Origin of the sequence: Streptomyces prunicolor NBRC 13075 (genome assembly GCF_000367365.1) — a bacterium.
In the GTDB taxonomy this organism is placed as follows: domain Bacteria; phylum Actinomycetota; class Actinomycetes; order Streptomycetales; family Streptomycetaceae; genus Streptomyces; species Streptomyces prunicolor.
The window spans coordinates 43,334-63,101 of record NZ_BARF01000073.1 but is presented as its reverse complement, the minus strand read 5'-3'; the positions used below and the strand labels follow the sequence as shown (position 1 = coordinate 63,101).

General features: G+C 67.8%; 15 protein-coding genes. All 15 read right to left on the bottom strand.

Annotated elements, in window-relative coordinates; all coding sequences use genetic code 11:
• Positions 1-629: 629 nt before the first annotated feature.
• A complete protein-coding gene (locus tag SPR02S_RS31060) occupies positions 630-995 on the bottom strand; it encodes a hypothetical protein (RefSeq protein ID WP_019060933.1) in 366 nt (121 codons plus the stop codon).
• Between the two features lie 183 nt (positions 996-1,178).
• Entirely contained in the window at positions 1,179-2,390 is a 1,212-nt protein-coding gene (locus tag SPR02S_RS31055) for an MFS transporter (protein ID WP_019060932.1), read from the bottom strand.
• Positions 2,378-2,542, bottom strand: a complete 165-nt coding sequence (locus SPR02S_RS64535) for a hypothetical protein (protein WP_019060931.1) — start codon at positions 2,540-2,542, stop codon at positions 2,378-2,380. Before SPR02S_RS64535 ends, SPR02S_RS31055 begins: the two co-directional genes overlap by 13 nt.
• 190 nt (positions 2,543-2,732) lie before the next feature.
• Positions 2,733-3,644: a hypothetical protein gene (locus tag SPR02S_RS59090; RefSeq protein ID WP_019060930.1), complete on the bottom strand. Its 912-nt coding sequence runs from the start codon at positions 3,642-3,644 to the stop codon at positions 2,733-2,735.
• 85 nt (positions 3,645-3,729) lie between these two features.
• Positions 3,730-6,519, bottom strand: coding sequence for a LamG domain-containing protein (locus SPR02S_RS59085; RefSeq protein ID WP_245607643.1), 2,790 nt, complete (start codon positions 6,517-6,519; stop codon positions 3,730-3,732).
• 94 nt (positions 6,520-6,613) lie between these two features.
• Entirely contained in the window at positions 6,614-9,361 is a 2,748-nt protein-coding gene (locus tag SPR02S_RS59080) for a LamG-like jellyroll fold domain-containing protein (RefSeq protein ID WP_245607642.1), read from the bottom strand.
• 125 nt (positions 9,362-9,486) lie between these two features.
• Positions 9,487-10,395, bottom strand: a complete 909-nt coding sequence (locus SPR02S_RS31030) for a glycoside hydrolase family protein (protein ID WP_019060927.1) — start codon at positions 10,393-10,395, stop codon at positions 9,487-9,489.
• A 4-nt stretch (positions 10,396-10,399) separates the two neighbouring features.
• Positions 10,400-11,296 (bottom strand): carbohydrate ABC transporter permease, encoded by an 897-nt coding sequence (locus SPR02S_RS31025; protein ID WP_019060926.1) that lies wholly within the window; start codon positions 11,294-11,296, stop codon positions 10,400-10,402.
• Between the two features lie 6 nt (positions 11,297-11,302).
• On the bottom strand, positions 11,303-12,277 hold the full coding sequence (locus tag SPR02S_RS31020) for a carbohydrate ABC transporter permease (protein ID WP_019060925.1): 975 nt from the start codon (positions 12,275-12,277) through the stop codon (positions 11,303-11,305).
• An 8-nt stretch (positions 12,278-12,285) separates the two neighbouring features.
• Positions 12,286-13,641: an extracellular solute-binding protein gene (locus SPR02S_RS31015; RefSeq protein WP_019060924.1), complete on the bottom strand. Its 1,356-nt coding sequence runs from the start codon at positions 13,639-13,641 to the stop codon at positions 12,286-12,288.
• Positions 13,642-13,984: 343 nt separating this feature from the next.
• Positions 13,985-14,854, bottom strand: a complete 870-nt coding sequence (locus SPR02S_RS31010) for a glycoside hydrolase family 43 protein (RefSeq protein ID WP_019060923.1) — start codon at positions 14,852-14,854, stop codon at positions 13,985-13,987.
• On the bottom strand, positions 14,854-15,867 hold the full coding sequence (locus SPR02S_RS31005; protein ID WP_019060922.1) for a LacI family DNA-binding transcriptional regulator: 1,014 nt from the start codon (positions 15,865-15,867) through the stop codon (positions 14,854-14,856). The genes SPR02S_RS31010 and SPR02S_RS31005 overlap by 1 nt, the downstream gene beginning before the upstream one ends.
• A gap of 764 nt (positions 15,868-16,631) precedes the next feature.
• The gene (locus SPR02S_RS64040; protein ID WP_169389437.1) at positions 16,632-17,546 is read right to left on the bottom strand and encodes a carbohydrate ABC transporter permease; all 915 of its coding nucleotides are present in this window, start codon (positions 17,544-17,546) and stop codon (positions 16,632-16,634) included.
• A 41-nt stretch (positions 17,547-17,587) separates the two neighbouring features.
• The gene (locus tag SPR02S_RS30985; RefSeq protein WP_026151009.1) at positions 17,588-18,487 is read right to left on the bottom strand and encodes a carbohydrate ABC transporter permease; all 900 of its coding nucleotides are present in this window, start codon (positions 18,485-18,487) and stop codon (positions 17,588-17,590) included.
• Positions 18,484-19,752, bottom strand: a complete 1,269-nt coding sequence (locus SPR02S_RS30980) for an ABC transporter substrate-binding protein (protein ID WP_043258595.1) — start codon at positions 19,750-19,752, stop codon at positions 18,484-18,486. Before SPR02S_RS30980 ends, SPR02S_RS30985 begins: the two co-directional genes overlap by 4 nt.
• Positions 19,753-19,768: the final 16 nt, after the last annotated feature.

Genomic DNA, 19,768 nt, shown 5'->3' with positions numbered 1-19,768 from the left:
ACGGCAACCCGAGCGCGGTCACCCTCGACTGCCACGTCTGCCACCAGCCCTACGAGCGCCCCGACCTGGCCGCCTGCCGGACCCACGACGCGCACGTCTGCTCCCTGTGCCTGAGCACCGACAAGATCGGCGACCACGTACTGCCCGCACAGCCGTCCGCCGCCTGAACCCGGCCGCCCCCGCCGCCCACCGTCGTTCAGAGCCGGTGTGGACCGTCTCCCCTGCCGGGGCTTGGCAGAGGCGAGCGGTCGGGACCGCAACACGCCCGGAAATCCACGGACGACCACCATGGTCCTCAGGTGTCCGGGATCCCTGTCCCTGTCCCTGTCCCTGTCCCTGTCCCTGTCCCTGTCCCTGTCCCTGAGATGACATCACCGCTGCGATGTCAGCGAAGTTGAATCACCCGCCGCTTGCCGGCAAGTCCTGGCCGGGCCAAGCCGCTCCTTCTGCGGATCATCCGCAGCGTCAAGACGGCTTCGGCGCCGGATTGTCGCTCCGGCACCAAGCCGAGGCGGGTGACATGGCGAAGTTCTACCAGCAGCTGGGGCGGCGCTTGGCGCACAGCGACGACACATGGATGGTGCCGGCCGGCACCATCCATGTGTGCAAAGGAAGTACCCGAGGACCGATCAGACCACCCACTCCGGGACGAGCCTCTCCATGATCGGTGTCCTGTCACCCCAGCGCTTCGGCACGGTGATGGTCAGCGACTTGAGTACACATCCGAGCAGCATGCGCCGGAGGGCGGGTGGCAGCACGCGCGTCTGGCCGAAGTGGTCGATCAATCGGGCGAGTTGCGGTCCGACCAGTGCTTCGGCGACGGCGAAACTGCCGGTCACCAGGCCGGCCACGGCGTAGGAGCCGGTTCTGCCATGCACCAGCCAGACGATGCCGAGGCTGGTCATGGCGATGCCGATGCGGCCGATGGTGGCGGTGAGGAAGAAGGCTGCGGCATCGGGGGTGCGAAGCAGGGTGCGATAGGTCGCCGACGACACGGCGCGTCCCTTTCGCTGCCCGGCGGGGCGGACCACACGGGGTCGTCGGCGTCCTGATGTGCCGACCCGTGGTCATCGCCTGGAACCGTCCAGTGCCGGCGTGGAGCAGGGACCCGCGCCCCACGCCGACTCCATCACCGGGCAGAGATCTCTCAAGTAGTCGCGGGTTTACGAACGGATCGACTATAGGGCTGAGTTGTCGGGGGAATCGCGATGTTCGGGATGACTGTCGGTGCCTGTGTGCGATGTGGCCGGTTCGGGGGCGGGAGCGTTGGTGCTGATGCCGGCCGGGCTATTGCCGCGTGGGATCAGGAACGCGGCGGCTGCTGACGCCGCGACGGCGGTCGCGGCCAGGTTCATGGTGGTGCCGATGCCGATCTGCTGGCCGAGGGCGGCACCGGCGAGCATGCCGATCAGAGTGGCGGCGGCCCCCACCATGCCGTAGGCCGAGCTGACGCGGCCAAGGAGGTGATCGGGGGTACTGCGGGCGAGAAATGTGTCGACGGTGACCAGGAAGCAGACTCCCGGCGGGCCGATGAGGGTGAACAGCGCCAGGTCCCAGGAGATGTCGTGGATGTTGAACGTGGCGGCGAACACCGCACCCAGGGCGGCCAGGCTGCCGATCGCGATCGTGCGGGTGGTGAAGCGGGCCGCGACGCAACGGCTGAGCGGGGCTCCGGCCAGATAACCGACCCCCAGCGCGGCGAACAGCACGCCAAGGGTTCCGGCGGCCGCGTGCAGGACGGTACCGATGTACGGCACGAGCAGCGCGGTCAGTGCGGCGTTGCCGACGAAGAACACCGCGGCCACGGTGAACAAGGCCGGCAGTCCGGGAGTTGAGCGGACGTGGGCGACCCCCGCCCGCAGTTCCCCTGCGAACCGTCGCAGGGGCGGGGTGCCGGCGAGGCGGGGTTCCGTGGTGGATGCGGGGTGATGACCGACCCTGGTGATCAGGATTGCTGAGGCGAGGTAGCCGGCCGCGTCGATGGCCACCACCGGGGCGAAGCCCACCGCGGCGTAGAGAGCGCCGCCGATGGGTCCGCCGACCAGTTGGACGGTGCCGGAGACCAGCGCGGCGAAGGAGTTGGCGGCGTCCAGCTGTGCGCCGCGTCCGACCAGAGCCGGGATGAGGGCCTTGCGGGCGGGTGCGAAGAACTGGCCGAAGCCTGCCTCGGCGACCAGGGCGACGTAGACGAGCCAGACCTGGTCGGGGCGGTGGACCAGGAGCATCAGGGCGACCGCACCGGCCCGCAGCAGGTCGGATATCACCATGGTGCGGCGCCGGTCCCACCGGTCGGCGAACACTCCTGCCACCGGTCCGATCAGGAGCGCGGGCACGGTCCCGGCGGCGAGAGCCACTCCCGTGGCCAGCGTCGATCCGGTCAGGCGGAGCACGAAGAACGGGCGGCGACCAGCAGCAGCCAGTCCCCGAGGCTGGACAGCAGCTGACCCGCCGCCACCAGCCGGTAGTCGCGAATCCGCAGGACACCCAACACAGCCGACCCCCGTCCGGGCACCTCGTCGCGGCGCGGGATGGCCTGATGCACTGCGACACAAAGCCACTTCGTCAGCACTCTCGCAGTGAGAGTGCTAACGAGGATTACCAGCCCCTTCCGCTGCCCTGCAAGGGATCTCGACGCCTTCGAGCCACGTCGGATCCCTTATCACCAAGGACTTCGCCTTCAAGCCGACGGACGGCACGTTCGCCGGCTGGGGGGGTCCTCGTGATCAATACACCTAGTTCACGGTGACCGCTTGGAAAGTGCCGTGTGCCACGGTGACCCGGGCCGATCGGACGAGCTGTGTCACCTTCGCCGTGTAGCGGTCGTCGAGGTAGGCCTGTTTCACCTGCTTGCGTACCTGTGCGAAGGGCGGGGTGGTGATCGGCGTGCTGCCGTTGGGTGAGGTCAGGCTCACGGCGCCGGACTTCTTCGCCTGTCGGAAGTCGTTCTTGTGCGCCGTGTAGTAGGCGCGCAGTGCCTTGTCGTCCGTGGTGAGGACGTGCGCGTCCGCCAGCTTCTTCTCCAGGTCGAACGTCAGGTTGCTGAGGACGTAGTCGAAGTAGTTCGCCTCGGTATATTGCACGGGCCCGTAGATCACCTGGTGCGCGGCGACGGCCTGCTGCCGACGCTGGTTCTCCTTGGCCCAGTTGAGGAGGAAGGCCGCGTAGCTCGTGTCCGCGAGAAGGCCGTAGTGGTGGGCCAGTTGCTGCTGGACGGTGGTGCGGGTGACGTCGGCGAGGGCCTGCTTCTTGATGTAGTCGGTGGGGGTGCTGCCGCCGTAGGACGTCGTCCAGAAGTGGGGACCGTCCTGGGCGCCGAACTTGTCCTGGAAGTGGGTGAAGGTGGCGGAGCGTTCCTGCGCGAGGTAGAGCGCGAACTCGCGTACGGGGATGGTCTGTTCGTCGATCGTGGCGATCACCGCGGTGGGTGAGGGGGAGGGGGCGGGAGCGGTCGCCTGCCGTCGGGCTCCGCCGCCGGCGAGGAGGGAGACGCCGGTGATCGCGGCTGCGACAGCCAGGGCGACGGCCCCGAGCAGCCACCACGGCAGCACACGGCGGGGCGGGCGGGCCGTGGTCCTGAGGCGGGCCGTGGTCTTCGGTCGTGCGGCGGTTGCGGTCTTGCGGGCCTGGCGGGTCGACGTGGTCATTCCTGGCTCCTCCCGGGCGCCGTGGGTGGTGGTGGCGGAGTCCGGCCCGGGAGAGCGGGCCGGACTCCGCCACCTGCTCGTACCGTCAGCCGGCGGCGAGCTGGTTGATCTCGGTGGTGTTCAGGGCCCGGTTGTAGAAGTGGACGTCGTCGATCTGGCCGTTGGTGAAGTCGACCTGGTAGTCGTTCCACCAGGCGCTGCCGATCTGCGTCGGGCCGACCGCCTTCCACGCGGAGGAGAACGCCGTGCTCGCCTGGAGGGTGCCGTTGACGTAGAGCGAGATCGTCGACGCGCTGCTGTTGTACACGCCGACCACGTGGTACCAGGTGCCGGTGGAGGGCGCGAGGCCGGTGACGGAGGTCAGGGTCGAGGTCGTCGAGTCGGCCCCGCGCTCGGCGAAGGCGAACTTGCCGCCCGTCAGTTGCAGGTAGAAGGGGCTGATGAGGCCGCCGTCGACGCTGACGAAGGTCTGGTTGCCGCTGAGGCTGTTCAGCTTCACCCAGGCCGCGACCGAGTAGCTCGCGCTGGTGTCCACGGGCACCACCGGGATGTTCACCTCGGTACCCGCGGTGCCGTCCAGGCTCACCGCGTTACCGCCGACCTTGCCGCTGCCGGCCCACGCGGCGGCCGGGTTGAGGCCGCCCCACGCGCTGTTCCCCATGAAGTCCGAGGTGTTGGAGCCGGTGCCCTCGTCGAATTCGTAGTCGGCGGTGGCGGCGGTCGCCAGGGCCACGGCCTCCTGGCGGTTGAGCGCCTTGCTGAACATCCGTACGTCGTCGATGGTGCCGTTGGTGAAGTCGACTGCGTTGCCGTTCCACTTGGCGCGGCCGATCACCGTGTGGCCGGTGGCCTTCCAGGGTGAGGAGAAGGCGGTCGTGCCCTGGAGGGTTCCGTTGACGTACAGCGCGATGGTGTGGGCGCTGTTGTCGTAGACGCCGGTCAGGTGGTACCAGGTGCCGGTGACCGGAGTGCCACCGGTGACCTGGGTCGCGGTCGAGCCGGTCGAGTCGCTGCTTCGCGTGGTGAACGCGAAGGTACCGCCGGTGAGTTGGAGGTAGAAGGGGCTGATGGAACTGCCGTCGATACTGGCGATCGTCTGGTTGCCGGAGAGGCTGTTGAGCTTGACCCAGGCCGAGACCGAATAGCTCGCGCCGGTGTCGATCGCGGTGGTGGGTACGTCGACGTAGCTGTTGCTCGCGCCGGTCAGGCTGACCGCGCCTGTGCCGACCTTGCCGGTGGTCCAGGAGGCCCCGGACTGCAGCGTGCCCGTGTTGTGATCGTTGGTGGTGTCGGCGGCGGTGGTGCCGGTGCCCTCGTCGAGGTTCCAGCGTGCGCCGTAACTCGCCGTCGGCGTCACGCCGCTGCCGTTGTACGCGCCGATGTTCGGTGCGGCCGTAGAAGAGACCGTGTTGCCGAAGTAGTCCAGGCCGCCGTTGCCCGACACCAGTACGCCCGCGCCGATGGCGGGTGAGCCGGGCTGGAGTTTGTAGGCCGCCGCCGAGCTGAGGCCCGAGCTCGCTCCGCCGGGGGCGACGAGCCTCGGGTCGGTCGTCACCTTGCTGGCGTCGGTCGGCTCGGTGCTGTCGTGGGTGCCGTAGAAGAGGTTGTGGGTCCAGGTGCCCGAGGAGGAGTAACTGCCCCCGGATCCCGCGTTGTAGATGAGGTTGTTGGAGAAGACGATGTTGTTCGCCGCCGTTGTGCCCGCGTTGACCCCGCCGTTGTCACCGGGGCCGAGGTAGATGGTGTTGTTGTAGACCTGTGCGGTGCCGGTCGTGACGACGCCCTCCAGCGTCGGCAGCACCGAGCTGATCGAGCCGTCGTTCTGGCTGATGTTGTAGCGGACGATCGAGTTCTTGGCGCCGAAGGTGGAGCTGCAGCAGTACTCCTGGAACCCGAACGGATTGTCGTGGGTGTAGTTGTACTGGATGATCGTGCCGGTGTTGTCGTGATCGATGTCGAACGCCTCACCGTCCCAGAGGGCGCGCCACTGGCGGGAGATCTCGTTGTTCTGCCAGATGCCGTTGTTGTTCAGCGCCATCCAGAATCCGGCGCCGGAGAAGCGGTAGCCGCTGTTGGTCGCCACGTTGTTCTGGACGAGCGGGTTGTCGCAGTACACGCAGACGACGTCGTTGCCGCCCATGTCGGTCAGCGTGTTGTTCTGGATCACGACGTTGGACGTCAGGATGGAGTGCCCGGTGCCGTTGAGAGAACCGAGGTAGATGCCACCGGCGTCGACCTTGGTGAGGGTGTTGCCCTGGAGCAGCACGTCGTCCCAGCCGTTGGTGCTGTTGTTGTCGTTCAGGTTGAACGCGATACCCGATGACGTGCTGGGCTGCGGCCCGGCTCCCCAAGTGCCTTTCACGTCATGGATGTTGTTGTTGAGGATGTGGATCCCGTGCAGGATCCCGCTGGTGTCGTTCTGGAGCTGGATGCCGCTGCGGACCGCCGCGGTCGTGGTCGTGTTGGTGATTTCCAGGTTCTGGATCGTCCAGTACTGCTGGCTGTCGAGGTAGACCGCCGCGTCGGCGCCCCCGCCGCCGATGATCGGTGCGGCACCGGAGCCGTAGTTCGACACCACGATCTGGTTGCCGCTGGCGCCTGATCCCAGGGGGTGGAGTTCACCGGTCCAGGAGCCGCCGTCCTGGAAGAGGATCTGGTTGCCTGCGGTGAAGGTGGTGGCGTTGACGTTGGTGAGCGTCTTCCACGGGGTGCTGGTGGTGCAGCCGTCGTTGCTGTCGCTGCCGCTGGCGGACGAGACGTAGTACGTGGTGCAGGTCGTCGCCGCGGACGCGGTCGTGGCGGGTGCCACCAGGACACCCAGGACGCCTATCGCGGCGGCTGCTGCCACAACGATTCTTCGGGACCAACTTCGCATGGTGCTCCTTTTCCGATCGTGCAGGGATGGGAAAAGCCGGTGCGGGAGCTGTTGGAGAGCGGGCTGACCCGCACCGGCCGCACAGGAGGGGCTGTCAGCCGGTGGCGAGCGTCGTGATCTCGGTCGACGTCAGGACCCGGTTGTAGAAGTGCACGTCGTCGATCTGGCCGTTGGTGAAGTCGACCGGGCCGCCGTTCCATTCGGCGCTGCCGATCAGCGTCGCGCCCGCCGCCGTCCAGGGCGTGGTGAACGAAGTGCTGCCCTGGAGCGTGCCGTTGACGTACAGGGAGATCGTCTGGGCGGCGCTGTCGTACATGCCGAGCACGTGGTACCAGGTGCCGGTGGAGGGGGCGAGGCCCGCGACGGACGTGCCCGTCGAGCTCGTCGAGTCGGCGCTGCGGACGGTGAAGGTGAGCTTCCCGCCGGCCAGTTGCAGATAGAAGGGGCTGACCTTGTTGCCGAAGAGGCCGGCGAAGGTCTGCGTGCCGGTGAGGCTGTTGAGCTTGACCCAGGCCCCGACCGCGTAGCTCTGGCCGGTGTTGATCACCGAGGCGGGAACGTACGCCGACGTTCCGGTCGTGCCGTCCAGGCTCAGGGAGTTGCCGCCGATCCTGCCGCTGCCGGCCCACGCGGTGTCGCCCGCGAGCCAGCCGTCGGCCGTGTTGCCGAGGAGATTGGTGACGGTCTTGCCCGTCCCCTCGTCCAGTTGGTAGTAGCCGACCGCGCCGGTTCCCAGGGCGTAGGCCTCTCGCGAGCTGAGGGCTCTGGGAATCATGCGTACGTCGTCGATGGTGCCGTTGGTGAAGTCGACGGCGTTGCCGTTCCACTTGGCGCGGCCGATCACCGTGTGGCCGGTGGCCTTCCAGGGTGAGGAGAAGGCGGTCGTGCCCTGGAGGGTTCCGTTGACGTACAGCGCGATGGTGTGGGCGCTGTTGTCGTAGACGCCGGTCAGGTGGTACCAGGTGCCGGTGACCGGGGTCATGCCCGTCACCTGGGTCGCGGTCGAGCCGGTGGAGTCGCTGCTCCGCGTGGTGAACGCGAAGGTGCCGCCGGTGAGTTGGAGGTAGAAGGGGCTGATCGAGCTGCCGTCGATACTGGCGATCGTCTGATTGCCGGAGAGGCTGTTGAGCTTGACCCAGGCCGAGACCGAATAGCTCGCGCCGGTGTCGATCGCGGTGGTGGGTACGTCGACGTAGCTGTTGCTCGCACCGGTCAGACTGACCGCGCCTGTGCCGACCTTGCCGGTGGTCCAGGAGGCCCCGGACTGCAGGGTGGCGGTGTTGGCGTCGCCGGTGGCGTCCCGGGAGCTGGTCCCGGTGACCTCGTCGAGGGGCCAGTACGCGCCGGAGGTGGCGGTGGGTGCTGCCGCACCGGCTCCGTTGTAGGCGCCGATGTTCGGTGCGGCCGTAGAAGAAACCGTGTTGCCGAAGTAGTCCAGGCCGCCGTTGCCGGAGACCAGTACGCCCGCGCCGAGGGCCGGGGAGCCGGTCTGCAGCTTGTAGGCGGCCGCCGAGGTGAGGCCGGAGCCCGCGCCGCCCGGGGTCACGAACAGCGGGTCGGTCGTCACCTTGGCCGAGTCCGACGGCTCGGTGCTGGGATGGTTGCCGTAGAAGAGGTTGTGGGTCCAGGTGGTGCCGGTGGTCGAGTAACCGCCGGTGCCCAGGTTGTAGATGATGTTGTTCGAGAAGGTCAGGGTCCCGTTGGGAGTGCCGTCGGTGATCTTCCCGTTGTCACCGGGGCCGAGGTAGACCGTGTTGTTGTAGACCTGGGCCGTGCTTCCGGTGTCGACGCCGCTGAGCAGGGGGAAGACCGCGTTCGAAGCGCCGTCGTTCTGGCTGATGTTGTAGCGCACGACCGAGGCCTTGGCCGCGAAGCCGCTGGAGCAGCAGTACTCCTGGAAGCCGAACGGGTTGTCGTGGCTGTAGTTGTACTGGATGACGGTGCCGCTGGAGTGGTTGTCGATGTCGAACGCCTGGCCGTCGACGAGGGAACGCCACTGGCGGGCCACCTCGTTGTACTGCCACTGGCCGTTGGTCGACCACGCGGTCCACAGGCCGGCGCCGGAGTAGCGGTAGCCGTTGTTCGTCGCGACGTTGTACTGGACGACCGGCGAGGCGCAGAACACACAGACGATGTCGTTGCCGCCCATGTCGGTGAGCGTGTTGTTCTGGATGACGACGTTGGTCGACGAGACGTCGTGGTTCAGACCGACGAGTGAGCCGAGGTAGATGCCTCCGGCGTCGTCCGAGGTGAGCGTGTTGCCCTGGATCAGGACGTCGTCCCAGCCGCTCGTGGTGTTGTCGTCGGTCAGGTTGAACGCGATACCGGACGACGTGCTGGGCTGGGTGCCGTCGGCCCAGTAGCCCTTCACGTTGTGGATGTTGTTGTTGAGGAGGTGGATCCCGTGCAGGATGCCGGTGGTGTCGTTCTGGAGCTGGATGCCGCTGCGCAGGTCCGCGGTCGCCGCGGTGTCGGTGATCTCCAGGTTCTGGACGGTCCAGTCGTGCTGGTTGTGCAGATAGACCGTCGCGGCGGCGCCCGCGCCGTTGATGATGGGCGCGGCGCCGGAGCCGTAGGTGGAGATCACGATCGGGGTGCCGCTGGTGCCGGACCCCTGCGGCTGGAGTTCGCCGGTCCAGGAGCCGCCGTCCTGGAAGAGGATCTGGTTGCCTGCGGTGAAGGTGGTGGCGTTGACGTTGGTGAGCGTCTTCCACGGGGTGCTGGTGGTGCAGCCGTCGTTGCTGTCGCTGCCGCTGGCGGACGAGACGTAGTACGTGGTGCAGGTCGTCGCCGCGTGGGCCTGCGCGGCGGGCAGGATCATGGCGCCCAGAACGGCTGTCACGGTTCCCGCGACCGCGACAAGGCGGCGTGGCCATCTTCGCATTGCGTTCCTCTTTGAACGTGAACGTGAATGGATGGGGCACTCGGAGAGCGGTCACTTCGGAGGGCGGTCGCTCAGAGGGCGGTTCAGGGAGCGGTGAGGTCCGGCTCCACCGGCTCGTCGCGGTCGCAGCGCAGCTCTCCGTCGACGACCCGTACCGCGGCGACCTGGACCGACGACCGACGGCTCGGGTACGTGCCGTCGTCTCCGGCGGGTCCGCGGTCGGGGTGGGTGAAGTAGAAGACGTAGCCGGTGTCCCCCTGGACGACCACATCGGCGTGCAGGCCGATCGTGCCGTCGTCGGGGCGGGTGCCTGGGGTGTCGAGGATCAGCCCTTGGCGCTCCCAGTTCCGCAGGTCGGCCGAGCGCAGGACGCCCTGGCCGCGCCACTCGTCGACGATCATCCAGTAGTGGCCGCCCAGTTCGAAGACGTTGGGGCCCTCGTGCGGACGGTGGGTGACGGCGGGGCCGGCCGGTTCCCAGTCGAAGAGGTTGGTGCTGTCGGCCGTGTACGTATACGAACCGTGGCGCTCGTCCTTGAACCACATACGGAACCCACGGCCGTCCGGCAGCGGGTACACACACACGTCGATCACCCGGTCGGAACCCAGGTCGAGCGGCCCGACGAAGGTCCAGTCGAGCAGGTCCGCGCTGGTGTAGTGGATGATCCGGGCGGCCCCCGTCCAGGCGTCCGGCACGCCCCGGATGTAGCTGACGTACATGTGGTAGAGCCCGTCGTGCCAGATGACCTCGGGCGCCCAGAAGGTGTTGCGGCCCCACTCGAAGTCCAGCCCCGTGAGCGTCCCCCGGTACGTCCAGGTCCGGCCGCCGTCCGAGGACGCGGCCACCCCGAGGTCGGTGCCGTGCACCCAGGCCACGCCCGGACCGGGCGCGGTGGCCCGGCGGTTGGTGTAGATCAGCCACCATTCGCCGGCCTGCCGGTTCCAGATGACGGTGGGGTCGGCGGCCCCGTCGAGGATCGGGTCGCGGTACACGCGCTCAGCCCTTCAGTCCGGAGTTGGCGAAGCCGCGCACGTAGCTGCGCTGGGCGGCCAGGAAGAGGATGACGACGGGCACCACGTAGAGCAGCGCCCCGCCCGCGATCAGGTTCGGCAGCGGGAAGCCCTGGTTGATGACGTAGCCGTTGCCGACGCCGACGGCCAGCGTGGTGTTGTCCTGGTCGAGCAGCAGGTTCGGTGCGATGAAGTCGCCCCAGACCGTGTTGAAGGCCAGCACGAACGCCGTCACCAGCAGCGGGCGCGACAACGGCAGGAAGATCTGCACGAAGATCCGGATCCGGCCCGCGCCGTCGATGACCGCCGCCTCCTCCAGTTCCTTGGGGAAGCTGGAGAAGAACTGCCGGTACAGGAAGATCGCGTACGGCGCTCCGGCCGTGCCCCACAGCACCCAGGGCCAATAGGTGCCCACCAGGCCGAAGTTGGCGAACAGCAGGTAGGTGGGGATCAGGGTGACGATCTGCGGCACCATCATCGTCGAGATGAGCAGGCCGAACAGCAGGTTCTTGCCGGGGGCGCGCAGCCGGGCGAAGCCGTAGCCGACGACCGCGGAACTGAGGGTGGTGAGCAGCGCGAACAGCGCCGACAGGACCACCGAGTTGCGGGCGAACCGCCAGAACGGGATGAGGGTGACGACCTTCTTGTAGTTGCTCCACTCGAACGCCGAGGGCAGCCAGGTGTCCTCGTTGACCGCGTTGGTGGAACGCAGCGAGCTGATGACCAGTTCCGCGAAGGGCAGGACCATCAGGACGGAGACGACCAGCAGGACGGTGAAGATCACCGGGTGCTTGGGCCGGCGCTGGTGCCAGGCCGGGCGCGCCGTACCGTGCGCGGGCGTCCGCCGGGCCACCGGGACCCGGGTTTTCTCGTCGAGTGCCATGGCGGATCAGCCCTTCCCGGACGCGGTGGGATCGACGGCGTAGAACACGCTGCGTCCGACGAGTTTGAAGATCAGTACCGTCAGGACGACGATGACCAGGAAGAACACGGTGAGCATCGCCGAGCCGTAGCCGTACCTCGAGTACGCGAAGAACTGCGAGTAGACGTCGACCATGTAGACCCGGTTGGCGTTCGGGATGTTGGTGTAGACGTCGCCGCCGCCGGTGCTGATCGGGGAGAGCAGCAGGGCCGGGACGAAGGTCTGCAAGGTGGTGATGGTGACCAGGACGGTCTGGAACAGCAGGACCGGGGAGATCACCGGGAGCGTGACGTGCCGGAAGGCGGTGAGGGCGTTGCCGCCGTCCAGTTTCACGGCCTCCAGCTGCTCCATCGGCACGGTCTGCAGGGCCGCCAGGTTGATGATGATGCCGGCGCCGACACCCCACAGCAGGACGACGACCAGGACGACGAAGGCCCGGTTGCCGGTGAGCCAGTTCACCGCGTCGACCCCGAACATCGCCCCCACCCGGTTCGCGGCTCCGGAGTTCTGGTCGAAGACCACCTTCCAGATGAGCGCGCTCGCGACCGGGGGCACGATCGCCGGAATGTAGATCAGCGTCCGGAAGAACGTGCGCCCGCGGACGCGTTCGTTGAGCAGTACGGCCAGGACCAGGCTTCCGACGATCGTCGTCGGGACGATGATCGCGACCAGGAGCAGGGTCTTGGACAGCGACGACAAGGTGTCCGACGAGGTGAGCACCTCGCGGTAGTTGGCCAGGCCCACCCATGGTTTGAAGACGGAGACGCCGTCCCATGCGGTGAAGCTGAGGTACAGGGCGTAGCCCACCGGGAACAGGGTCAGCGCCGCGGTGCCGATGATCCACGGTGAGAGGAAGCCGTAGAACGCCAGCGCCTCGCCTTTGCTGCTGCCGTACCGGCGCCTCTTGGCCGGCCCGGCGGTCCCGACGCGTTGCAGTCGCATGACCGTGCCTACTTTCCTGCGAGTTTCTTGCCGTTCGCCAGCACGGCGTTGACGTCCTTGGTCAGCAGGTCGGCCAGGGCCGCCACCGACTTGCCGCCGCCCACGGCGGCCGTGAAGTCCTTGGCCAGGGTGGTGTTCAGCGCGGTGGTCAGGGCGTAGGGGGTGGCGACCGGGATGACGGACACATAGGGCAGTTCGGCGGTCTGGACCTTGAAGGAGGCCTTCTGGAACTCGGTCTTCTGCGGCACCAGGGACAGCATCGGCTTCATCGAGGGCAGGCCGTTTCCGGCGGCGATCCGCTTGGCGGCGCCGGCACCGCCGCAGTACCACTCCATGAACTCGAAGGCGGCACCCGGGTTCTTCGACTTGGCCGGGATCCAGTAGCCCACGGCGCCGAAGGAGGGGCTGACCCGCTTGCTGCCCAGCATCGGGGCCGCCGCGAAGACGGTCTTGGACTGGTAGGCGGGGGCGGTGCTCGCGACGAAGCCGTTGAACCAGTAGCCCTGGCCCGCGGTCGCCTGCTTGCCCGCGAGGTACTCGGGGCCGTCCCAGTCCGGGCTGGGGTTGACCGCCGAGTAGCCGACCTTCGCCTTCGCGACGTCGACCAGCCAGGTCAGGGCTCTGATGGCCTCGGGGGAGGTGAAGTCCGCGGTGCCCAGGTCCTCGGACATGATCCGGCCGCCGGCCGTCGCCACCATCGCGGCGATCTGGTCCATGCCGGGTGTCGTGGTGTACAGCCCGTACACGCTGGTCTTGCCGTGTGCCGACTTGGTGAGCTTCTTGGATGCCTCGAACAGCTCGTCGTAGGTGATCGGCTTCGTCGGGTCCGGCGCGGTCAGCCCGGCGGCCGACCAAAGGTCCGAGTTGTACCACCACATCGCGTCCTGCGACCAGTCCTTGGCGATGCCGTAGCGGGCGCCCTTGCCCTGGGTCTTGCCGTCCCACCGCCAGCAGTTGTTGATGGGCAGGATGTCGGCGGTCTTCAGGACGCTGCTCTTGGCGAAGTACTCGTCCAGGTCCAGGGCGATGCCCCGGCTCGCGATGTACGGCGTGACGTCCGTTCCGGCGTCGCGCACCAGGTCCGGCGGGTCGCCGGCGGCCAGCATGGCGTTCAGGCGGGTCGGGTCGGTGAGGATCAGCTTGATCTTCAGCCCCGGGTACGCCTTCTCGAAGGCGGCGATCTCGGCGGAGGTGATCTCGCCCTGGGCGCTCATGATCGTCAGGGTGCCCTTCTTGGGCGACTTGACGGCGGCGGAGGTGGACGAGGACCCGGTGCCCGAACAGGCGCTGAGGGCGGCCGCTCCGGCCACGAGACCCACGCTCTTGAGCACCGAGCGCCTGCTGAAAGCCTGTGAGTGCTGCATGGTGCCTAACTCCTTTGATAGGACCTGTTGGTGGAACCACGGGCAGAGACTGCGGTCGGCGTCACGCATGACGGCATGGCCGATCGCCCTGTGTGGGGATGTCGATGGGCGCACAGGCTGTGGGGGCGCTCAGGCAGAGGTGACTCGGGTGCCGGGAGCCGCCTGATGAGGCGGAGTTGGCGGCGGGGCCGGCCGGCTCCGATGTCCTCGGGCGGCGGCGGGGTGACGCGGCGCGCGGTGCCGGACCGGCTGCTACACGGTCAGGCGACGCGGGTGGAACTGCGGTGGCTCGTCGTGGCTAATCGGTTCCCGGGGCCGTGCGGAGCGGCTGTGCGGGGGCGGTTCATACGCCCGCTCCGTCGAGCGCCGCCGCGTGCTTACCCGGCACGGTCAGCACGGAGGCGTGCCGCATGCCCTTCGGCAGGGAGATCTCCGAACGCGTCCACCGCACCCCGTCCGGGCTGGACGCGGCGCCGTACCGGCCCTCCAGGTAGTGGTCGAAGAGCAGCACCCACTCCTCGCCCCGGCGGAAGAACGCGGGCCCTTCCACGGGCGCCGGGCTGACCGGTCCGGTCGGCCGGGTGAAGTCCGCGCCCGGCCGCGAGAACGTGGTGACCAGGATGTACTTGTGGTCCGTGGACGGGTCGTTGGTCCCCCGCTCGTCCTTGAAGGCCATCACGAACCGGCCGTCGTGGTGGGTGACGGTCGCGTCGATCACCGAGTATCCCGGGTCGAAGAACAGCTCGGCCGGCGAGTAGTCGACGAAGTCGCTGGTCGTGCAGTGCCAGATCCGGTGGTCCTGACCGACGTTGGCGAAGTCACGTCCCTCGGCCGTACTGCCGGCGCCCTCGACCACCGACGACCAGATGAGGTGATACACCCCGGTCGCCGGGTCCAGGAAGAACTCCGGGGCCCAGGCGTTGTGCGCGCCGTCGATCCCGGCCATGACCGGCAGCAGCTCCTGCTCCGACCAGGTCAGCAGGTCGGCGGAGGTCGCGTGGACGATGCTGGGACTGGTCCAGCCGTCGGTCGCCAGCAGATGGAACAGCCCGTCGGGTCCGATGCCTATGAAGGGGTCACGGAGCCTGCCCGTGCCGACCGTTCCCCGCAGCAGGGGGCGCCCTTCGTTGACGGGGCTGAACTCCTGGCCGCCGTGACTGACCGCCAGATGGAGCGCCTCGTCGGCATCCGTGAAGTACGAGACCACGTACATCAGCCACGCTCGGGTGGTGCGGTGGTGCCACGGACGATGAGTGAGGTCGGCATGTGCATGTGCTCCATCACGGGGGTGTTGCCGTCGATGATCGACATGAGCGCGCGGACCGCGGTCTGCCCCATGTCGTGCAGCGGCTGGCGGACGGTGGTGACTCCGGGATACGACTGTGCCGCCTGGGGAAGGTCGTCGAAGCCGACGACCGACAGCTGGTCGGGGACTCTCAGACCCTGCTTGCGGGCGGCGTCGACCGCCCCGAAGGCGATGAGGTCGGCGCCCGTCATGATCGCGGTCGGCCGGTGGTCCTCAAGAATGCGGGACGCGGTACGGAAGCCGGAGACATAGCTGAAGTCGCAGTACGCGACCATGTCCTCGTCCACGGGGAGGCCCGCGAGCCGCATCCCGTCGCGGAAGCCCTCGTACCGGACGGTGGAGCTCTCCAGGTCGAGGTTGCCCCCGATGTAGGCGATCCGCCGGTGCCCCAGCTCGATGAGGTGCTGGGCCGCGCCGCGTGTGCCCTGGTAGTTGTCGACGGTGACCCTCGGCAGGTCTACGTCGATGCGGCGCGGGTCGATGATGACGGTCGGGATCTTGCGCTTGCGCAGCAGCGCGATCGTCTGGTCCTCCAGCACCGGCGCGATCATCAGCAGTCCGTCGACGAGACCCCGGCTCAGGAACTCGATCCGCTCCCGTTCGCGTGAGCTGTCGTGGTAGCTGGCGTTGATCAGTGCCTCGAACTCGACGCTGGCCAGTTCGTCGGCGATCCCCCGCACGATCTCCAGGCCGTACTGGATCGTGAGGTCGAGGGTCAGCACCCCGACCAGCCCGGTCCGGCCGCCCTTGAGACCCCGGGCGGACACGTTCGGCACGTAGCCGAGGCGGTCGACGACCTCCATGACGCGCCGGCGGGTGTCGTCGGACGCTCCCGGCTTGCCGTTGAGCACGTTCGACACGGTCATCGCGGAGACGCCCGCCTCTTCGGCCACCTGCGCGATCGTCACGCGGTCGGGCACAACGCCTCCCTCAGGGGTTGGGTGTTCGCGGTGAACTGGCTCACATCGCGGCTAAAGTTAACGATAAAGTAGGGCACGGTCAACGGTCGGTCGCAACGAATACGTAACGCCGAGTTCACCGGGGCCTCCGGCCCGCCTTGCCTCATCGCCTGCGGGATCCGGAGGAAGATCATGCGCCACCGCGAACCGGGCCGAAGCGGCCTGTCCGTGTCCGAGACAGGCCACGGAGCCTGAGACATCGGTGAGTCCGGCCGGCTCGGCGGCACGGAGGACGAGTCCGTGCGGGCCCTCAACTGCGCCGTCGACCTGGGCGTGAACGTCATCGACACCGCCCGTGGCTAAGGCGAGAGCGAGCGCGTCGTCGGCAGCGCCGTCCGCGACCGGGCCCAGGCGGGCGCAGGCGGGCGCAGGCGGGCGCAGGCGGGCGCAGGCGGGCGCAGGCGGGCGACGAGGTGTACGTGGCCACCAAAGTGCCGCCCAAGAACGACATCCGGCCCGTCTCCGACGGCCTGGACCCCGCCGAGGCCTTCCCCGGCGCGCACATCCGCGACAGCCTGCAAACCAGCCTGCGCGTCAGCGGCCCGGACCACTTCGACGTGCCGAAGTTCCCTGTCCGGAGCGACGACCGGGTCGACCGGGACGACTGGCTGGAGACGGTCCCCGAGCTGAAGCAGGAGGGGAAGATCCGCCTGTTCGGCGTCTCCGTCTACGACCACCGGGCCGCCGTCACGTCCCTGCTGCCCGCCTGCCAGAAGCACGGCGTCCTACTTCACCGCGCCACTGAGGAGTCCGCCGACGTAGTACTTCTGCAGCAGCAGGTAGATGACGACGCAGGGCACGATGGTCACCGCGACGCCGGCCTGGAGTACCCCCCAGTCGACGCTTCCGAGGTTGCCGCTGGCGAGGACGCTGAGGCTGACCGGGAGGGTGAACTTCTCCTGGTCGGAGATGAGGATCAGCGCTGCGAAGAACTCGTTCCAACAGGCGAAGAAGGTGAGCAGGGCGGTGGTGATCAAGCCCGGTACGGCGACCGGCAGGACGACCCGGACCATCGCCTTCAGGATGCCGCACCCGTCGATGAGCGCGGCTTCTTCGAGACTGCGGGGGACGGCCGCGAAGGAGTTGCGCATCAGGAACAGCCCGAAGGGGAGCTGGAAGGTGGTGTAGACGGCGGCCAGTCCGAGCAGCGAGTTCTGCAGGCCGAGGTTGTTGAGGAGCAGGTAGAGCGGGGTGATGACCGCCTGGAAGGGGATCATGAAGGTGGCGAGGGTGGCGAAGAAGAGGATGTCGCTGCCGGGGAAGCGCAGTCGCGCGAACCCGTAGCCCGCGACGGTGCTGAGGACCACCGTCGCCAGTGTGGCCCCCAGGGAGACCAGCAGACTGTTGCCCGCGCCGGCCACGATGTCGATCCCCGTGTCACCGTCCAGGGCCCGGAAGTTGTTCAGGGACAGCTCGTGCGGATAGAGGGTGGGCGGCGCGGCGGCGGCCTCGCCCGGTGCCTTGAGGCTCTGCGAGAGCATCACGTACAACGGGTAGAGGAACAGCACGGCCAGGCAGACGCAGACGGCCCACCAGGCGGCGCGCGGCAGCGACTGGCGGATGGCGGTCACCAGGTTCCTGGAGTCCGTCTCCACCGGACGTGTCCCCGGGTCTCGGGTCCTCGCGGTGCGAGTGCTCACGGTTGGGGTCCTCAGTGGTCGGGTCCTCAGTGGTCGGGTCCTCAGTGGTCGGACGAACGCAGCAGCAGCATCTGTATCGCGCTGACCGCGGCGAGCACGATCATGAGCAGGGCGGAAAGGGCTGAGCCGTATCCGAGCTGGAACTTGATGAAGGACGCGCGGTAGATCTCGTACACCGCGGTGATCGTCGAGTTCGACGGGCCGCCACCGGTCATGACGTAGAACTGGTCGAAGGCGAGCAGCGAACCGGCGACGGAGAAGACCAGGACCAGGGCCAGCGTGGGGCGCAGCAGCGGGAGGATGACGTAGCGGAAGGTCTGCAGGCGGCTCGCGCCGTCGATTCTGGCGGCCTCCTCCGCGTCGGTGGGGATCGACCGGAGTCCGGTCAACAGCAGAAGCATCTGCAGGCCGACGATCTTCCAGGTCACCATGCCGATGACCACGAGCATCGCGGACGTCGATCCGGCGAACCAGTTGGTAGTGCGGCTGCCGAGGCCGAGGTGGTCGGCGAGGTCCCCGGCCGGGCCGATGTCGGACTGGAACATGAACAGCCACAGGAAGGCTGCCGAGGCGAGACCGACCACGACCGGCAGGAAGTACACGGCTTGGAAGAAGCGGGCGCCACGGCGCTTGTGACGGACCAGCAGGGCCATGGCGAGGCCGAGGACGAACAGCACCGGCGTGGTGATGAGGGTGTACTTGACCGTGAAGATCACGGCGGTGCGGAACTCGGTGTCGTGCAGGGCCTCGCGATAGTTCTTCAGACCTGTGAAGTGGTGCTCGCCCAGCAGCGGCCAGTCGTGGAGCGACATCCACAGCATCATGACGAGCGGGACGAAGAAGAAGAGCGTGATCATCGCCAGGGCCGGCGAGGTCATCGCGATTCCGGCCAGTCGGCGCCGTCCGGCCCGGGACAGGGTCCGCCGGTGAGGGGCGCTCATGACGCGTCGTCGATGATGGACTGGGCGGCCTTCTGCCCTTCCTGCTGCGCCTTGGCGATGTCGCCGTCGAAGACGGCCCGGTTGATCATGTTGACCCAGGGCCCGTTGTTGTCGTTGAACAGCGCGTTCTCGACCGTGCTGTACGGCGTGCGGCCCTTCTCCATCGCCGCGGCCAGCACCTTGTACCGGGGATCGAGCGGGGTGTAGATCTTGTCGATCAGATCGGTGCGTACCGGGACGATGCTGTTCTCCGCGAGGATCGTCTGGGCCTGCTCGCCGGTCGCCCACCTGACGAACTCGTGTGCCTGCGCCTTGTTCTTCGCGTTCTTGGTGACGGCGATCTCGTCACCGCCCGCGAAGGAGGCCGAGCCGCCGTTCCTGCCGGGCAGCGGCGCGACGCCGAAGTCGACCTTCTTGTCCTTCTTGAGGACCTGCACGAAGAAGGCGCCGAGCGGGGTCATGCCCAGCTTGCCGCTCTGGAACGCGGCGGGCTGGTTGGTTCCGGTGTCGGTCTTGGACTGCGTCGGCATCGAGCCGTCGGTGTACAGCTTCCGGTAGAAGGTGAGGGCATCGGTGACCTCAGGCGTGTCGAACAGGGCCTTCTTGCCGTCGGCGGAGAGCACATCGCCGCCGCTGGCCCAGATGTGCGGCGTGAACTCGAAGATCTCGCAGCCTCCGCACTGCCCGGCGATGGCGTACCCGTGGATGTCCTTGCCCAGCGCGCGGATCTTCTTCGCGGCCGAGATGATCTCCGCGTAGTTCGCCGGGGGCTTGTCCGGGTCCAGACCGGCCTTCCTGAACAGGTCCTTGTTGTAGAAGAGGACGGACGCCTCGGCGGTGAACGGCAGCGCGTAGGTACGGCCGTTGTACGTGGCGAGCTTGCGGTGGGCCGCGCTCAGGCCGTCCTTGTACGGCAGCTTGTTCGCCAGATCCGTGATGTCGTCCAGCACTCCGGTGGACGCGAAGTACGGCAGATACACCAGGTCGATGGAGGCGACGTCGGGTCCGGAGCCGCCCGCGGCCGCGGTGCCGAATTTCTGGACGAAGTTGGCGACGGGGACGACGGTCGCCTTCACCTTCGTGTCATGGTCCTTGTTCCAGGCGTCCGCGAGGATGTTGATGAAGCCCTTCTGGCTGTCGCGGGCCCACAGGGTGATGGTTCCCGAGCCTGAACCCGACGTGTTCGAGCCCGAGCCACCGCATGCGGTGGCGAGCAGTGCCACGGACATCAGCAGCGCACTCGCTGCCGTTGTTCTGGTTCTCATGACTACCTGTCCTCAG